Below are 16,402 nucleotides of genomic sequence, written 5' to 3' on the forward strand. Positions count from 1 at the left end.
CGCTACTTCCCGGCGTAGGCGCGCCAGCGCTCCTGCTCGGGGACGACCCGGCGACCCCAGGGCTTGGTGATGCCGGTCCAGTGCACGAGCACCGAGTCGGTCACCGCGTCCTCGCTGGGGACGTGCTGCCACCGGTCGGGGATCTCGGCGTGGTCCGGGCCGGCCAGGTAGTGCAGCACCTCGGTGGCGTTCATCCGGAAGTCCGCCATCAGCGCGACCGCCTCGGCGGGCGGCTGCTGGCGACGGGACTCGGCGAGGTCGACGACCAGCAGGTCGGTGCCGAACGCGTCGAAGTCGAAGGCGTGCCGGGCGTGCGCCGTGCGCCGCAGCTCGGAGGACAGCGCCGTCCGGTCACGCAGCCGCGCGGCCGCCCAGTGGAGCATCTGGAAGCCGCTCGACTGGTTGGACCGCGAGCGGGCGGACGCGAACGCGTGCCCGTCGAGGTCGAGCGCGGCCAGCTCCGCGACGTCACCGTCGACGACGGTCTCCGCGGGCAGCACCACGACCCGCTGCACGCCCGGCAGCAGGTCGGGAAGCACCAGCCGGGCCACCGAGTTGGCGGTGCGCACGGGCGGGTGCACCGCGGCGTCGAGCCCGCCGGTGCGCACCCAGCTGAACGTCACCTCGGGGAACGCCCGCGCGAGCGTGAGCCGGGTCCGCTCCGCCTTGGGCCGACCCAGCAGCCACACGTGCAGCGGCCGCGAGGAGTTGGTGGCCAGCGAGCGCACCAGCGCCGAGAGGCGGCGCACGTCGGACTTGGTCACGAAGACCGCGCAGTTCACCTCGTCACCGGCGTGGCGGGGGGTGGCCGGGGCCACGTGCACGGTCTCGGCGACCGCGGCCGCGACGGCCTGGTCGAGCCGCGGCGGGGCGGTGCGGGTGCCGGCCGGCGCGTGCAGCCGGGCCTCGGCCTCGGCCACCTTGCCGGCGGTCAGCTCGCGCCAGCGGCCGTAGACCTCGTCCTCGCTCGCGCCGGACAGGATCAGCGTGAACGTCTCCTGGAGCAGCGCGATGATGCCGTCCCGCATCGAGGAGAACGCCTCGTCGGTGATCCCGGCGAGCCCGTCGAACCGGATGTCGGACATGTTGGCGGGCTTGAAGTCCACCGGGACCCCGAGCGAGCGCAGCGGCAGGTAGGCGTGCAGCCGGCTGGTGACCACCTTGGACAGGTCGCGGCGGTAGGTCTCGAGCCGGTCCACCGCGTCGTCGCAGTTCTCCAGGAACGAGCGGCGGCGCACGGCGCGGTCGGAGTGGTGGAACGTCGGGGCGCCGGCGGGCACCGAGCCGTCGAGCACGTCGACGTACCCCACGGGGGCGGAGGCGTCGGGCCGCTCGTCGGTCTCGGGGAACACCGTGCTGACCGTGGTGGTCATGCAGCCGGAGAAGAACGCCGGGACGCCGGCCGACAGCAGCAGGTAGACCGTGGTCCAGTCACGGCAGCCGACCGGGCCGTAGCGCTTGAGGTAGGCGATCGCGTCGTCGGTGAGCAGCTCGCGCTTGTTGCAGTGGAAGGACACGAACAGCGGGCGGAGCGCCGAGTGCAGCGGGAAGCCGTAGCGCATCTTGAACAGCGGGTGCATGAACCACCCGAAGCAGAGGGTCCAGGTGCCCTCCGGGATCTCCTGGTACATCGACGCGTCGCGGTGGATCGTCATCACGTCGACGTCGGCGTCCACGCCGTCCAGGCGCAGCGCCGGCCGGGTGCGCTCGCCGAGCCGGTCGAGCAGGGCGACGAGGTCGTCCTCCCCGTGCAGCCGCACCGACCGGTGCCGGACGAGGTGACCGAGGGAGGCGATGCTCTGCACGTGGTCGCCGATGTTGGCCGAGCCGCGGTTCATCCCGGGGTGCCCGTAGTCGACGACCGCGAAGGCCGGCCGCTCGCCGCGCGGGGCGGTCCGGTCGATCCCGGCGCGGACCCAGGGCTCGAGCCAGGCGCGGTTGCGCTCGACGCGGTCGGCGTCGGCCGGGAGCTGCGCGGCGGTCGCCTCGACCACGTCGAAGAGCTCGCCGGCCAGCGCGTGCTCGCCCGCGCCGAAGACCACGCCGACGATCGTCACCCAGTCCCGCAGGCTGATCACGGCAGGCTCGTGGGTCGCGACGTCGCGCAGCTCCTCGACGGTCTGCTGCCGGGCCGTCTCCAGCCCGCAGCGGGTGTACTCCTCCGGGGCGTACGTCGCCCAGGCGGCCCGCGGCAGCGCGGTGAACCGGGCCCAGGCCAGCTCCAGCAGGCCGCGGTGGAAGGCGAGCACGCCGCTGGCGAGGTCACCGACCTCGCGGCTCTGCCCGTGGCGGCGCAGCGACTCGGTGAGGCTGACCGCCGACTCGACGTCCCCGTCGGCGACCCACTCGCGCACCTGGGTGAGCACCGAGGTGGTCAGGTCGTCTCCGCGCAGCAGCCCCTCGAGGAGCGTGCCCTCGTGCGGCGGCTCGGCCGGCGTCTTGGGTGCGGCGGGCGCGGCGACCGGGGTGGCCGGCGCGGGGGCCGCGTTCGGGGCGGTCGGCCGCCTCAGCAGGCCGGCCGCGCGGTTCGAGACACGCTCGCGCAGGGCACGCGGGGAAGGGGGTTGCATCGATCTCCTCGAGAACATCCGCAGGGGTGGACGGCGGCTAAGACTACCGTCCTGGTACAGGTTGGACCGGAACGTCCCGGTGCCACGACTCGGTGACGTACTTCGTGGTCCAGCCCATCGAGACGTAGAGCCCGTCCGCCCCGGTCGGTGAGTCCGCGTCGACCTCCAGGCCCACCCGGTCCCGGCCGCGGGAGGCGGCGTCGGCGACGACGGTGTTCAGCAGGGACTTGGCCACCCCGCGGCCGCGGGCGTTCTGCAGGACGCCGATGTACTCCACGTAGCTGCCGGCCGGTGCGTCCCCCGCGCCCGGCGAGACGGCGCCCACCAGGGCCCCGGCGGGCTCCGGCGGGCCGTCGTCGTCGACCAGCTCGGCGATCCACCAGTGGTCCCACCGGTGGCCGGGGTCCTCGCGCAGCCGTGAGACGAACTCGTCGAAGGTCTCCGCGTGGGAGTTGAAGTGGTCGGCGAAGGCGCTCTCGAGGATCTCGTGGACCGTGCGCAGGTCGTCCTCGTCCGGCATCCCGGTGCCCTGCCGCTCGACGGGCCGGATCCGGACACCCGGCTTGGCCTCCGCGTCCAGGTCGGCCTCGCCCGGCTCGACCGGACGGGTCATCTGCCACCAGGTGCGGACCTGGGTGAACCCGGCCCGCTCCAGCCAGCGGTGCTGCCGGTCGTCCTCGGCGAAGGCGCCGCTGTCGATCTGCTGCACGTCCAGCCCGCGCCGCCGCCCGACGACCTCGGCGACCCGCTCGGCCCAGGAGAACAGCCACGCAGCGACCCGGTCGGCCGTCTCGTCGTCGAGCCGGCGGTCCACGACGGTGACCAGGAGCATCCGGCCCGCGGCCCGGTCGTGGGCGCTGGACCAGCCGATGATCGTGCCCTCCGGACCCCGCAGGACCACGTTCTCCCGGGTCAGGTCGTCCTGCGGGGAGATGTCGATCAGCAGGTCCTCCTCCGAGGCGCCGGCCCAGCCGCGGCCGAAGGCCTCGTGGCGGCGCAGCAGCGCGGTCAGCTCGGCGGCGTCGTCGGGGCCCGGTGTGGACGCGGTCCAGCCGTCGGGGAGCTCGGCGCTCAGGTCGCGGGTCGGCTGGTCCTCGTCACGGGGGGGAGTCACGCCGGTCATTGTGTCGCAGTCGGCTGCCCGGCGGGTCAGCGCCTGCGCTCCTGCTCGGCCCGCACCGCGAGCGCGGCGTCGAGCAGCACCCGGGCGCGGGTGAGGAAGGAGTGCTCCCGGTGCACGAGGGCCGCCACCCGGCGGCGCTCGTCGAGGCTGCCGAAGATCTCGTCCCGGTCGGGGGCGTTCACCAGGGCGGCGAGCTCCGTGGCGTTCCGGGCCACCTGCACCGACGAGCCGAACAGGTGGTTCAGGCCGGTGACGTCGTCGGTGACCACCCGGGCGCCGCTGGCCGCGGCGTCGAACAGCCGGTTGGACAGGAACCCGTCCGCCCGCATGTCGTCCCAGTGGTCGTTGAGCACCACCCCGGCCGAGGCGTACATCGCGCCGAGGTCGGTGTTCGGCACGAACTCGCCGCGCAGCACCCCGGGCGACAGGAACTCCTCCCAGCAGGTGCCGTAGACCGAGAGCGGGAGTCCGGCGGCCATCGCGTCCTCGACCATCGGTCGCCGCTTGCCGCGGGAGTTGCCGACGAACAGCACCTCCGGGCCCGAGTCCGCGACCGCACGGTCGGGGTGGAACAGCACCGGGTCGGTGGCCTGCATCAACGGGTCGATGTGCATGCCCCAGCGCTCGGACATCTTCTTGGACCAGGACTCGCTGGCGGCCAGCACCCGGTCGTAGGAGGTGGCCTCCTGCCAGGACAGCATCTCCGGGTGCGAGATCACCCAGGCGAGGTTGACCTGGCCGTACGACGGCTGGAACTCGGTCCGGCCGCGGATCGTGAGGACCACGTCGTCGAGGTAGCCGGTGCTCCGGTAGAACTCCGACCCGCGGTCCGTCACGACGTCCTGCCCGAGCTCGCGCAGCGCGGCGGCGAGGCAGCGGGCGAAGTGCGTGTCGCCCCACGCGTCGCCCCACGGGCCCTGCGTCGCGGGGTTCTTCAGCGCCCAGCGCAGCCGCGGCGGGTGCTGGGTGACCAGGGCCCGGGAGCGGACCAGCACCGGCTCGGGGGTGCACAGCCGGCGGTCCTCGCTGATCACCGTGCGGACCACGTGGTCCACCACGTCGAAGCCGCGGCCCACCCAGATCGCGGAGTCGTCGCGCGGGGCGGCCTCGTCCCAGCGGTCCAGGAACAGCCGCCGGTTCATCACGACCTTGTCGAAGCGGCCGGCCGTGCGGGACTCCAGGTGGGTGACCCGGGAGCCCGGCTCGACCACGCAGCGCCCCGGGCGGAGCCGGGCCAGCCGCAGGCAGAGGTCGACGTCCTCCATGCCGTTGCGGAACAGCGGGTCGAAGCCGCGCAGGGCGACCACGTCCTGGAAGCGCATCGCCAGCGAGGCGCCGGTCAGCGCGGAGAAGGACTCGCGCTCGAGCCCGGCGGCGTCCTCGACGGGGAAGCCGGCCAGGAAGGCGTAGGGCACGCCGCCGCAGTCGGGGAAGACCACCCCGGCGGACTGGATCGTGCCCGAGGGGTAGAGCAGCAGGGACTGCACGGCCTGCACGCCCGGGTCCGCGAGCTGGGCGACGAGCGGGCGCAGCCAGCCCGGGTCGACCTTGGTGTCGTTGTTGAGGAACACCACGGTGTCGCCGGTGACCTCGCCCACGGCCAGGTTGTTGCCGACCGCGTAGCCGAAGTTGGTCGGCGCGTGCACGACCCGCACGCCCTCGTGGCGGGCGGCGAGGGAGTCCAGCATCTGCGCGGTCGCCGCGTCCGAGCCGTTGTCGAGGACGACGCACTCCAGGGACATCCCCGCGGGCAGCTCGGAGGCCAGCACGGTGAGCACGCTGCCGCGGGTCATCCGCCAGTCGTCGTGGGTCGGGATCACCACGGAGACCACGTCCGGGGCGGACGGACGCTGCTCGAGGCGCTCCCAGTCGATGGCGTAGCGGTTGAAGGCGACGTCGCTCCAGGTCGGGACCGTGGAGTGGTCGGGGACCGGCTGCTCCGGCGGGTCGAGCCGGCGCGCCTCGGCGACCACCTCGACGTCCCGCTCGACGCCCACCCTGGTGACGTGGGTGGCCTCGTGGCGGCTCAGCAGCCGGATGGTGAAGTCCGCCTCCCAGCCCCCGCGCAGCGTCTCGTCGAAGCCGCCGACCTCGTCGAGGACCGCGCGGGCCAGCACCAGCCGGGTCAGCTCGACGGTGGCGATCGTGACGGGCGGGGTGCCCGAAGGGAGGGTCGCCGCGGCGTACACGGGGGGCTTCTCGGGGCGGTGCACGAGCATCGAGTCGTAGGCGACCCCCCGGCCGTCGCGGCAGGCGGCGGCCAGCCGGCGTAACCGGCCGGGCTCCCAGGACTCCCCGGCGGCGACGAACGCGACCAGGTCGCCGGTGAGCTGCTCGAGCGCGAGGTTCAGGCCGGTCGAGGCGCGCGAGCCCTCGTGGCGCACCACGACCAGCGAGACGTGGTCGGGCAGCGGCGCCAGCCGGGCGTCCAGGTCGGGGACCAGGCCGTCGGTGACCACCACGATCTCCAGGCGTACGTCGACCTGGTCGACGACCGAGCGCAGCGTGCGGGCCAGCGTGTCCACGCCGCGGACGGACTCCACGACCACGCTGACGCGGGGCGGCGGTCCCCCGGTCTCGGGGGCGGGCAGGTCCGCGGCGTGCGAGGCGGGGAGCCGGCCGGTGCGCAGCCGGGGGACCAGCCTCTTGCGCGCGGCCCACTCGTGCCACCGGGCCGCCGACCAGTCGGTGAGCCCGCGGGGCTCCTCCGGGGTCGGGGTGTACCAGGGGTTGGGCGCCAGGCCCTGGGCCGCGCCGTGCTCGACGTAGTGCCCCAGCGGGCCGCTCGGGTGCCGCCGGGACTCGGGGTGCGCGCGCACGTAGCCCTTGAGGTCGAACAGCGGGTGCGGGGAGAGCTTGAAGAGCCGCTTCTCCAGGTAGGCGACCAGCGGGTCGGCGTCACCGACGGCCTCGGGGGCGCGCACCGCGACGTGGTGCGGCACGAACAGCGGGTGCGGCCAGAGCCCCCGGCGGGCACCGTGCCGCAGGTAGTGCCGGGCGGCCTCGGCGGGGACGGTGCTGCAGCCCGCGGCCCCGGCGTACCAGCCGGCGTCGAACAGCGGGGACGCGAGAATTCTTTGCTCGTCGTCGGCCTGTTGCGCGGAGGTGTCGGGGACCTGGTCGCTAGAGTCGTCCGCACGACGGGTCGCGTCGAGCACGCGGCGCGCGGCACCGCGGGAACTCGCGATCATCTGCTGGACGAACATCAGAGAAACTCCCCCGATCATCGGTGCCCCCCGTGGCAGCCGCTCGAGCCCATGTCGCCTGGGCCGGGTAGATCCGGTCGAATCGGTCGGGCACGACGCCTCAGGGTATACGCCGGAGGCCTCCACCGCATCCGGAAGCGGTCACCTGGAGCCCCACCGGTACCACCCACCACAAAGAAATCTTTGCGTTTCAGGTACCACAGGGCAATTAACCTTTTACTCTGGCCGCATGAATCGAGCACGTTCCTTCCTGGCCTCCGCCGCCGCCGTCGCAGTCGCGGCCGCCGGACTCAGCCTCGTCACGCCCGCCACGCCCGCCTTCGCAAGCACGTCCTTCGTGCTGAGCCCGACCGCCCCGGTGGCCGGCGAGTCGTTCGCCGCGACCGGCAAGGTGTCGACGCGCTTCAAGCGTCCGGTGGTCCTCAAGGTCTACAGCGGCGGCGCCTGGCGCACCGCGATGAAGGGCTACACCACCAGCAGCGGCACCTACCGCTTCGCCGGCATGAAGGTCGCCGCGCCGACCACCTACGCGGTGGCGGCTCCGGCCTACCGCTACAAGGGCAAGACGTACGGCGCCTCCACCAGCACCAAGCGGGTCGCCCGCCCGGTCGGCCAGTCCGGCGCCATCTCGGTGCTTCCCCAGGTGTCCCAGCGGGGCACCGGCGCGTTCCGCGCGTCCGGCGCGTACAACTCGGTGCTCGCCAAGTTCAGCCCGGCCCGTCCCGGCCGCGTCGTCACCTTCCAGCGCTTCGTCAACGGCTCGCTGATCGGCTCGGGCACCGCCAAGGAGGGCGCGGACGGCACCGCCGCCTACAAGGTCACCCTCGGCGCCGGTCAGACGATCAGGGCCACCGCCGCCGCCCGGTACGGCGCACCCGCGGTCGCCACTACGACAGCCACCAACGACTGGCGGCTGATGTTCGACGAGGAGTTCAACGGCTCGTCGCTGAACACCCACGTCTGGAACTACCGCAACGAGGGCAAGTACCTGCCCTCCCGCCTCAAGTCGCGCGCCGACCGCCGGATGGTCTCGGTCAGCGGCGGCACGCTGAACCTGCGCGTCAAGCCCGACCCGGCCCGCCCCGGCCGCTTCCTGAACAGCCAGGTCTCCACCGAGGGCAGCTACCGGTTCACCTACGGCACGGCCGCCGCGCGGATCAAGTTCCCGACCCGTCGCGGTCAGCACGGCGGGTTCTGGCTGCAGTCCCCGACCTACGCCTCCTACCCGGGACGCCCGAGCGTGGCCGGCGCGGAGATCGACATCGCGGAGTTCTTCGGCAAGGGCTACACCGGCGGCGGTCTGGGCAACTACCTCTACTACCGCAACTCCGCCAAGAAGGACGTCAAGTCCGGTGGCATCTCGCCCGGTGCGCAGAAGCTGCTCGCCCACGGGGACACCTGGTGGAAGGCCTACCACGTGTTCTCGGTCAACTGGACCCCGCAGAGCTACACCTTCTTCGTCGACGGCCGCCAGCTGTACCACTCCACCCGGGCGCTGTCCCACACCAACGAGTTCCTCGTGCTCAGCCTGCTGAGCTCGGACTGGGAGCTCAAGGACTTCAACAAGAAGTACCCGCCGACCATGAAGGTCGACTGGGCGCGCGTCTGGCAGCGCTAGGACCGCTCAGTCACGGGCTGCGGGGAACAACAGCTCGAGGAGGCGGCGGGTCGCACCGCCGTCCTCGAGCTCCCCGTAGGTCTCTCGCATCCGGTGCCGGTCCTCGGCGTGGGCATCCCCCGCCTCGAGGGCCGGCACCAGCTGTTCCAGGGTGCTGACGACCGGGCCCGGCGGGTCGGCCAGCAGGTCGACGTACAGACCGCGGTCGCCGGACTGGTACTCCTCGAGGTCCGGGGCCAGCAGGACGACCGGCTTGTCGGTCAGCACGAAGTCGAACAGCACCGCCGAGTGGTCGCTGACCAGCACGTCGGCGGCCAGGAACAGCTCCGCGAGGTCCGGGTACGTCGTCACGTCGACCACCCCCGGGCCGGAGACGGACGCCGACGCGGCGGTGTTCGGGTGGCCGCGGACCAGCACCACGGTGTCCCCGAGCCGGGCGGCCAGGTCGGCCGGGTCGGCCACCAGCACCTTCTCGTGGTGCCCCCGGGCCCGGGCGTTCTCCCGCCAGGTCGGGGCGTAGAGCACCACCCGCCGGCCGTCGGGCACGCCCAGCCGCCGGCGGACCGCGGTCCGCAGCGCCCCGTCGGGGTCGGCGAGCAGCCGGTCGTTGCGCGGTGAGCCGATCTCGGCGACCGGCCCCGGGTAGCCGAGGGCCTTGGTGAGCACCGCCGAGGTGAACGCGTTGGGCGTGACCAGCAGGTCCCACTGCCGGGACTGCTCCTCCAGCAGCTCGTCGTCCTCGTCGAGCACGCGCGGGTCGTTGACGTCCGGACCGAGCCGGCGCAGCGCGGTGCCCCGCCAGGTCTGCACCAGCACCTGGTCCTCGGCCTTGGCGAACCAGCGCGGGAAGGTGCCGTTGGTGACCAGGGTCCCGGCACGGCCCACCGCGTCGAACCAGGCCGCGGTGCCCTGCACGACCGCGCGGCAGCCCGCGGGCGCCGGGATCGCGGCGTCCGCGACGCTCCAGACCACCTCGCGGTCCGGGTCGTGGGCCAGCAGCGCCCGGGCGAGGGCGCCGGGGTCGCCGTCGGTGCCGGCGCCACCGAAGCTCTCGAGGACCACGGCGTCGCTGCGCGGGGCGCGCAGCGCGTCGGCGTAGACCGTGGCGCGCAGCAGTTGGCGGCCGTACGAGCTCGACGGGTCGGGGTCGACGTCCTTGACCCGTCGGAGCGCCAGGCCGCCCTGCGCCGAGACCCGCACCCGCCAGCCGTGCCGCTGGCCCGGCGGGACCAGGGTGCGGGCGGCGCGGACCGGGACCTCCTGGTCGGCCGACCGGGCCTCGAGGGCGTACAGGTCGCGCCAGAGAGGCGAGGTCGCCCGGTCCCAGAAGTCGAAGGTGGTCGGCACCTCGGCGCTGAACCGGCCCTCGGTGACCGCGACCTCGCAGACGCTGCCGTTCGCGCGGCTGCCGGCGAGCCGGAGCGTGGAAGGAGCCGACGTCGACGGCCCGGCCGGTGACCCGCAGCGCCGACGGTCCCGGCTCGAGCTCGTCGAGGACCACGTGCGGCACGCGGGGGGTGAGCAGCAGGGCGCGGTCGGTGGCGGCGCCGAGGTCGGCGCCCTCGCCGAGGCGGAGCCCGTCCAGGTCGAACGCGGCGACCAGGGTCAGCGGCCGGTCCTCCCCGCAGTCCAGGCGCAGCGGGGCGGGCAGCGGCCCGGCCAGGTCGGCCAGCGCGACCTCCAGGTCGTGCGACCGCGGGCTGGCGGGGTCCCCGGTCACCCGGGTCGCGAGCGGCCGGTCCTCGCGCAGCACGGCGACCGGCGCGCCGGCGGCCCCGACGTGCACCCGCAGCCGCAGCCGCCCGTCGACGACGTCGGCGGCGAGCACCGCGGCGTGCCGCGCGTGCACGGTCACCTGCCAGCCCAGGCGGCGGTGCCAGGAGTCCACGACGAGCGCGTCGTCGACCACCTGCGCGTGCACGGCACGGGAGGTGCCCACGTCGTTGCGGTGCGCGAAGAAGCCACCGCCCTGCACTCCCGCGGCGTCGACGTCCACCGACACCCGCCAGGTCGTCGGCCGGCGCGGGTCCGAGGCGCGCACCAGGCGGCGTACGTCGAGGGTGGCGGCGAAGCCCGAGCCGCGGTGGTCCTCGAAGACCCGCCGGGCGAACCGGTTGGCCTCGACGCTGTCCTCCTGCACCGCGGGTACGTCGACCTGCCCGGCGTCCGACCAGGGGGGAGGCAGCACGTGCAGGGTGGTGCTCACGTCGTAGCGCGCCGGCGGCAGGTGCCGCACGAAGGCGGTCCCGCGCAGCGTGACGCGGCCCTCGGACCAGCTGACGTCGTCGAGCTGGGCCGAGGCGGGCAGGTCGACCGCGGCGAGCCGGAGCATCTCGTCGGTCTCCGGGCCGGGCGGCAGCCCCAGGTCGACGTCCGCGACCAGGTGGCCGTCGCGCAGCACCGAGGGGAAGTTGGAGGTGTCGAGCTGCTGCACGGCGAACAGCCGGGTGAGCGCGTCGCGGTCGCGGCGGGCGGCCAGCCGGGCGGCGACCCGGAAGCGCAGCTCCAGGGAGTCCCAGGTGGCGGCCGGGGCGTGCTCGACCAGCCAGGCGGTCGCCGTGGTGAGCACCGTCCAGTAGGACTCGTCCGCGGTCAGCGCGGCCTTGAAGTAGGGCATCAGGTCCAGCCGGAACACCTTGGTGAACCACTCCCCGACGACCAGGTCGGAGGCGCCCTGGTCGAGGAGGGCGGCGACCTGCTGCTTGGCCGCGAGCCGGTCGCGCAGGTCGTCGGCCTGGTGCTTCTGCTGGGTGATCGAGGTGCCCTCGACCCGGGTGCGCCACAGGTAGACCGCGTCGGTGAGCACGTCGAAGCTGCGTGCCTCGAGGTAGGCCCGGGTGATCGGCACCTGGTCCTCGTAGCGCACGCCCACCGGGAACTGCAGGCCGGTGCGCACCAGGAAGTCGCGGCGGAACACCTTGGTGACCGCCCAGATGTTGCCCAGCATGGCGGGGGCGTCGTCGATGGTGATCGCCGGCCGGGGCTCGGCGTGCAGCGCGCGCAGCCAGTGCCGCTCGACGTACCGGCCACGCACCTGGCGGCGGATCGACCCGACCGCGAAGTCCGAGCCGGTCTGCCGCAGCGTCCGGACCATCTTGGTCCAGCCGCCCGGGGTGACGGTGTCGTCGGAGTCGACGAAGGTGACCAGGTCGCCGGTGGACTCCGCGATGCCGCGGTTGCGGGCGGCGCCGAGGCCGGCGTTGTCCTGGCGGACCACCCGGACCCGGGGGTCGCGCTCGGCGTAGGCCCGGGCGATCTCCGCGCTGCCGTCGGTGGAGCCGTCGTCGACGAGCAGCACCTCGAGGTGCGGGTAGCGCTGCCCGAGCACCGAGTCGAGGCACTCCGCGAGGTAGCTCTCGACCTGGTAGACCGGCACCACCACGCTCAGCAGCGGCTCGTCGGGCAGCGCACCGTCGGCCCCGTGCAGGGCGCGGTCGGCCGGACGGCCGGTGACCAGCCCCCGGAGGGCCCGTCCCAGCCGTCGTCCTCCCCTACCGATCGCGACGCTCACGACGAGCCAACATACCGAGGCGCTCCGGGCTCCGGGGGATCAGGCGTGCTTCTGCTCCTGCACCGGGGAGACCGAGCCGGCCGCGACCCGCTCCTCCCAGGCGATGAGGTCGACCACTGCGTCGACGTCGACCTCGGCGTGCCAGGTGGCCAGCTCGTCGGCCTGCTCGGCCTTGCGGATCTCCAGCTCCTGGACCCGCTCGGTCAGCGTGACCAGGCGCTCCTGGGCGTCGTTGGCGCGGCGGGCCTCGCGCTGCACGCGGGCCTCGGCCTCGATGGCGCGCTTCTCCGCGGCGACGACGTCGTCCTCGAGCGCGGCGACGTCGCGGTCGCGACGGACCAGCCGGTCGGTCATCACGGTGGTGAACTCGGCGTGCTCGGAGGCCCGCTCGGAGAACATGCTGCGGTAGGCCTGGGCCTGGGCGGCCCGGTCGCCGGCGGCCTCACGCCGGCTCTGGGCGAGCTCGTTGTAGACGATGCGCGCGGCGGCCCAGCCGCTGGCCAGGGCGACGACGGAGGCGATGCTGAGCCACAGCGGCGACTGGGTGGGCAGCGCGACCAGCACGAGGGCGGTCGCGGCGCCGAGCAGGGCCACCGCGACGGTCACCCGGACGCTGCGCTGCCGGCGACGGCCGGGGCGGGTGGCAGAGGAGGCAGGAGTGACGGGCGAGGCGGACGGGGAAGAACTGGCCATGGGCTCAGCGTAGGACGCTCACTCGTCCGGACCGACCCGACACGCACGCTCGAGGAGCAGCGACCCGGCCACCAGCGCCCCGCCGGCGAGCCCGCCGACCAGCGCGTGCACCATCCGCTGGTGGGCCAGCTCGGCGTCGGTGAGCCCCAGCCAGCTCAGGGCGTAGCCGAGGTAGCCGCCGGCCACCAGCGCCCCCGCCAGCGAGCAGGACTTCGCCAGCACCAGCCGGTTGACCGCGAGGTGCGGCTGCAGCCGCTCGTGGCGCCGGTGCAGGGAGCGGTGCGTCGACCAGGCCACCGAGACCATCACGAGCGCGACGAAGGCGAGCGCGAGGACCGGCAGCCAGCCCACCGTCGGCGCGGTGCCGCCGAGCCGGATGCTCACCGGCTTGAGCAGCCAGCCCAGCACCAGCCCGACCAGCGCGGTCCCGATCAGCGAGCCCGCCGTGGTGGAGCGGATCCGGCCGCCGCCCTCACCGGGGTCGTCGGGGTTCTCGCTCACCGGGGCGTCACTGGAAGGTGAGGCTCAGGTCGTCGCGCAGCGTGATCGTCTGGTCCGCCGTCTTGGCGAGCAGGTCGGCCACCGGCCCCTGGTCCAGCAGCTCGGCGTCCGGCTCGACGTCGTTCCAGGGGGCCAGCACGAAGGCCCGCTCGTGCGCCTTGGGGTGCGGCAGCACCAGGTCCTCGTCGTTGGCCCGGCGGTCGCCGACCACGATCAGGTCGACGTCGAGGGTGCGCGGCGCGCCGGCCTCGTCGGTGCGCTCGCGGCCGTAGGCGTCCTCGACGGCCAGGGCGCGCTCCAGGAGGGTGCGCGCCGACAGCGTGGTGTCGGCGAGCACGACGGCGTTCAGGAAGTCCTTGGACCCCTCGGGGGCGTCGAGCGGCGCGGTCTCGTAGACCGGCGAGACGGCGGTGACCCACACCTCGGGGGTGTCGGCCAGCGAGTTCACGGCGCCCTGGAGGTTGTTCAGCCGCTCGCCGAGGTTGGAGCCGATCGCGAGCACGCAGCGGCGGATGGGATGCATCTCGCCCGTGAGGGTGTCGGTGTCCACGATGTGCGGGTTCGGGGTTTCAGTCACGGGGGGGCTCCGGGTCTCGTTCGGGTGATCGTCAAGGTGACGTCCGAGAACGTCGCCTCGAGGGGGGCGTCCGGCTTGTGCACGGTCACCTCGGTCCATCGCACCCGCTGGTCCGCGAGAGCGACGTCGGCGATGCGTTGGGCCAGCGTCTCGATCAGGTCGACAGGGTCGGTCTCGATCGCGTTCTTCACCTTCGCCACGAGGTTTCCGTAGTCGACGGTGTGCTGCAAGTCGTCGGTGCGTGCCGCGTCGCGGGTGTCGATCCCGATCACCAGGTCGACGACGAAGACCTGGCCGTCCCGGCGCTCGAAGTCGAAGACGCCGTGGTGGCCGATCGCCTCGATGCCCTGCACGGCCAGCTGGTCGGTCGATTCGTCACGCATCGTCATGGTTATCCCCGGACAGTACCGGGGAGGCGTGGTGGATCCACAACCGCCAGCCCTGCTCCGTGCGGACGAACACGTTGGTGGCCACGGCCCGCGCTCCCCCGAAGGCGTCCGGCCCGGTCCGGTCGTCGCCGGTCAGCACGTTCTCCGTGCAGGTCACCGACGCGACCCCCGGGAGCACGCTGACCTCGACGTCGGTCAGGAAGAACTGGATGTACGGCGTGTTCGCCATGATCAACGCCCAGGAGCGGTTGATCGCGCTGGTGCCCCGCACGGGCAGCGCCCCCGGGTGCACGCAGAGCGTCTCGGGGTCCTCGAGCCACAGGTCGAGCATCGTGTCGAGGTCGGCGCTCTCGAACGCCTGGTAGAACGCGGTGTTGACCGCCTCGACCTCGCGGTGGTCCTGGGAGCGGTCAGCCACGCCCGGCTCCCGCCCCGGCGGCCCACCGGTGCGCCACCCGCACGGCGTCCAGGGTGGCGCGCACGTCGTGCGCCCGGATGCACCAGGCCCCGGCGGAGGCGGCCAGCGCGGAGGTGGCCGTCGTCCCGTCCTGGCGCTGCTCGGGGGGCCGCAGCCCGCCGGACGGGTCGGCCAGCAGCGAGCCCAGGAACCGCTTGCGGCTGGTCGCGACCAGCACCGGGTGGCCGAGGTCGTGCAGCCGCTCCAGCCCGGCGAGCACGTCCCAGTTCTGGTCGGCGGTCTTGGAGAACCCGATGCCGGGGTCCACCGCGACCCGCGTGGGGTCGACCCCGGCGGCCTCGGCGGCGGCCAGCCGGGCCCGGAGCTCGTCGCTGACGTCGGCGACCACGTCGTCGTAGTCGGTGTGCCGCTGCATCTGCTCGGAGTGCGCCCGCCAGTGCATCAGCACGTAGGCGACGCCCAGACCCGCCACCGTCGGCAGCATCTTCTCGTCGGCCAGGCCGCCGGAGACGTCGTTGACCAGGACCGCGCCGCTCTCCACGGCCGCGGCGGCCACCTCGGCGCGCATCGTGTCGACCGAGACCAGCACCCCGTCGGCGACCAGGCCGGAGACCACCGGCAGCACCCGGTCGAGCTCCTCGGCCACCCCCGGGCGTACGGCGCCGGGGCGGGTCGACTCGCCGCCCACGTCGACGAGGTCCGCGCCCTGCGCGACGAGCCGGCGGCCGTGCTCGAGGGCCCGCGCCGGGTCGAGGTAGCGGCCGCCGTCGGAGAACGAGTCGGGCGTCACGTTGAGCACGCCCATGACGAGCGCGCGGCCCGGCCGGGGCAGCCCGTCGACGTACCGCGGCGGCTCGGCGAACTCGAGTCGGCGCTGGGGACCTGGCATGCGCCGACCCTATCCCCGGGGATCCCCGGAGTCAGACCCGGACGACGTGCACCTTCGCCCGGCGCTCCACCACGTAGCCGGGGCGGTCGGCGAAGTACTCGTCGACCGCCCGGCGGCAGCCGGACCACGCCCAGTAGTCGTCCAGGACGATCCGTCCGCCGGGGACCAGCACCGGGGCGATCCGCTCCAGGCAGGTCAGCGTGGACTCGTACCAGTCGCCGTCGAGGTGGGCGAGCGCCACCGGGCCGTCGGGGTGCACGGTGTCCGCGAACAGCCCCTGGACCAGCTCGACGCCGTGCTCCGCGACCGGCACGCCGAGCCGGTCGAAGGAGTCGGTGACCTCGTCGTACAGGTTGTCCCGGTAGCCGTAGTAGGTCTCCTCGCCCACGCCGCGCGACTCACCGGCGAGGATCCTCCGGTAGCGCTCGTGCACGTCCGCGCCGTCCGCGTCGGTGGGCGGCGGGATCAGCCCGAACACGTCGTAGACCTGCATCGGCCGGTCGGGCGACTTCGCGGCGGCCATCACGATCGCCGACCCGCCGCGGGCGGTGCCGGCCTCGACCACCGCTCCGGGCAGGCCGCGCCGCTCGACGTCCAGGACGAGCGTGGCCAGTGTGGCCAGGTTCTCCTGCGACAGGTAGGTCAGCTTCTCCGCGGCCACCTGCTCGATCACCGCGGCGACGCGGTCCGGCAGCACGAGGTCGTGCACCGGGCTGCGCAGCGAGGCCCGGGTCAGCTTCAGCTCCCGCTCGAGGCCGGCCGCCTTCTGGCGGGCCTGCCTGAGCTGGGTGCGGGTGCGCCGCAGCCGGGTGCGGGCCTGGGCGAGCTCCTGCTGCAGGACGTCGTCCGGCGCGGCCGCGGGTCGCAGCCGCGCCAGGACGCGTCGTGCCGTGTTGCTCGCGCTCAC

Annotated in this window: 12 protein-coding genes and 1 pseudogene; 1 reads left to right on the forward strand and 12 read right to left on the reverse strand. The window is 73.9% G+C overall.

The window, feature by feature from the left end:
* Positions 1-2: 2 nt before the first annotated feature.
* Genes KRR39_RS17445 through KRR39_RS17455 form a run of 3 tightly spaced genes read right to left on the reverse strand, consistent with a single transcriptional unit; the run spans position 3 to position 6,899 of the window.
* The gene (locus tag KRR39_RS17445; RefSeq protein ID WP_216938750.1) at positions 3-2,570 is read right to left on the reverse strand and encodes a glycosyltransferase; all 2,568 of its coding nucleotides are present in this window, start codon (positions 2,568-2,570) and stop codon (positions 3-5) included.
* A gap of 43 nt (positions 2,571-2,613) precedes the next feature.
* A complete protein-coding gene (locus KRR39_RS17450; protein ID WP_216938751.1) occupies positions 2,614-3,684 on the reverse strand; it encodes a GNAT family N-acetyltransferase in 1,071 nt (356 codons plus the stop codon).
* Positions 3,685-3,719: 35 nt separating this feature from the next.
* Positions 3,720-6,899, reverse strand: a complete 3,180-nt coding sequence (locus KRR39_RS17455) for a glycosyltransferase (protein ID WP_216938752.1) — start codon at positions 6,897-6,899, stop codon at positions 3,720-3,722.
* Positions 6,900-7,128: 229 nt separating this feature from the next.
* On the opposite strand from KRR39_RS17455, the gene KRR39_RS17460 reads away from it, so the two are divergent.
* Positions 7,129-8,517, forward strand: a complete 1,389-nt coding sequence (locus KRR39_RS17460; RefSeq protein WP_216938753.1) for a glycoside hydrolase family 16 protein — start codon at positions 7,129-7,131, stop codon at positions 8,515-8,517.
* Between the two features lie 6 nt (positions 8,518-8,523).
* Here KRR39_RS17460 and KRR39_RS17465 read toward each other — a convergent pair whose 3' ends face one another.
* The 9 genes and pseudogenes from KRR39_RS17465 to KRR39_RS17505 form a co-directional block, all read right to left on the reverse strand.
* On the reverse strand, positions 8,524-9,864 hold the full coding sequence (locus KRR39_RS17465) for a CDP-glycerol glycerophosphotransferase family protein (protein WP_216938754.1): 1,341 nt from the start codon (positions 9,862-9,864) through the stop codon (positions 8,524-8,526).
* A 1,699-nt stretch (positions 9,865-11,563) separates the two neighbouring features.
* Positions 11,564-12,028: pseudogene (locus KRR39_RS26250) on the reverse strand (glycosyltransferase family 2 protein); the annotation flags it as partial.
* Between the two features lie 39 nt (positions 12,029-12,067).
* Positions 12,068-12,721, reverse strand: coding sequence for a hypothetical protein (locus KRR39_RS17475; RefSeq protein WP_216938755.1), 654 nt, complete (start codon positions 12,719-12,721; stop codon positions 12,068-12,070).
* An 18-nt stretch (positions 12,722-12,739) separates the two neighbouring features.
* Positions 12,740-13,222 (reverse strand): DUF3180 domain-containing protein, encoded by a 483-nt coding sequence (locus KRR39_RS17480; RefSeq protein WP_216938756.1) that lies wholly within the window; start codon positions 13,220-13,222, stop codon positions 12,740-12,742.
* A 7-nt stretch (positions 13,223-13,229) separates the two neighbouring features.
* Positions 13,230-13,799 carry a 2-amino-4-hydroxy-6-hydroxymethyldihydropteridine diphosphokinase gene (gene folK, locus KRR39_RS17485; RefSeq protein WP_216938757.1) on the reverse strand — a complete coding sequence of 190 codons (570 nt, stop codon included), beginning with the start codon at positions 13,797-13,799 and terminating at the stop codon, positions 13,230-13,232.
* Entirely contained in the window at positions 13,796-14,182 is a 387-nt protein-coding gene (gene folB, locus KRR39_RS17490) for a dihydroneopterin aldolase (RefSeq protein WP_216938758.1), read from the reverse strand. The genes folK and folB overlap by 4 nt, the downstream gene beginning before the upstream one ends.
* Positions 14,175-14,606, reverse strand: a complete 432-nt coding sequence (locus tag KRR39_RS17495; protein ID WP_216938759.1) for a nuclear transport factor 2 family protein — start codon at positions 14,604-14,606, stop codon at positions 14,175-14,177. The genes folB and KRR39_RS17495 overlap by 8 nt, the downstream gene beginning before the upstream one ends.
* The gene (gene folP, locus KRR39_RS17500) at positions 14,599-15,411 is read right to left on the reverse strand and encodes a dihydropteroate synthase (protein WP_216942766.1); all 813 of its coding nucleotides are present in this window, start codon (positions 15,409-15,411) and stop codon (positions 14,599-14,601) included. The genes KRR39_RS17495 and folP overlap by 8 nt, the downstream gene beginning before the upstream one ends.
* Before the next feature lie 115 nt (positions 15,412-15,526).
* Positions 15,527-16,402 carry a TylF/MycF/NovP-related O-methyltransferase gene (locus tag KRR39_RS17505; protein WP_216938760.1) on the reverse strand — a complete coding sequence of 292 codons (876 nt, stop codon included), beginning with the start codon at positions 16,400-16,402 and terminating at the stop codon, positions 15,527-15,529.

It is taken from the genome of Nocardioides panacis, assembly GCF_019039255.1.
In the GTDB taxonomy this organism is placed as follows: Bacteria; Actinomycetota; Actinomycetes; order Propionibacteriales; family Nocardioidaceae; genus Nocardioides_B; species Nocardioides_B panacis.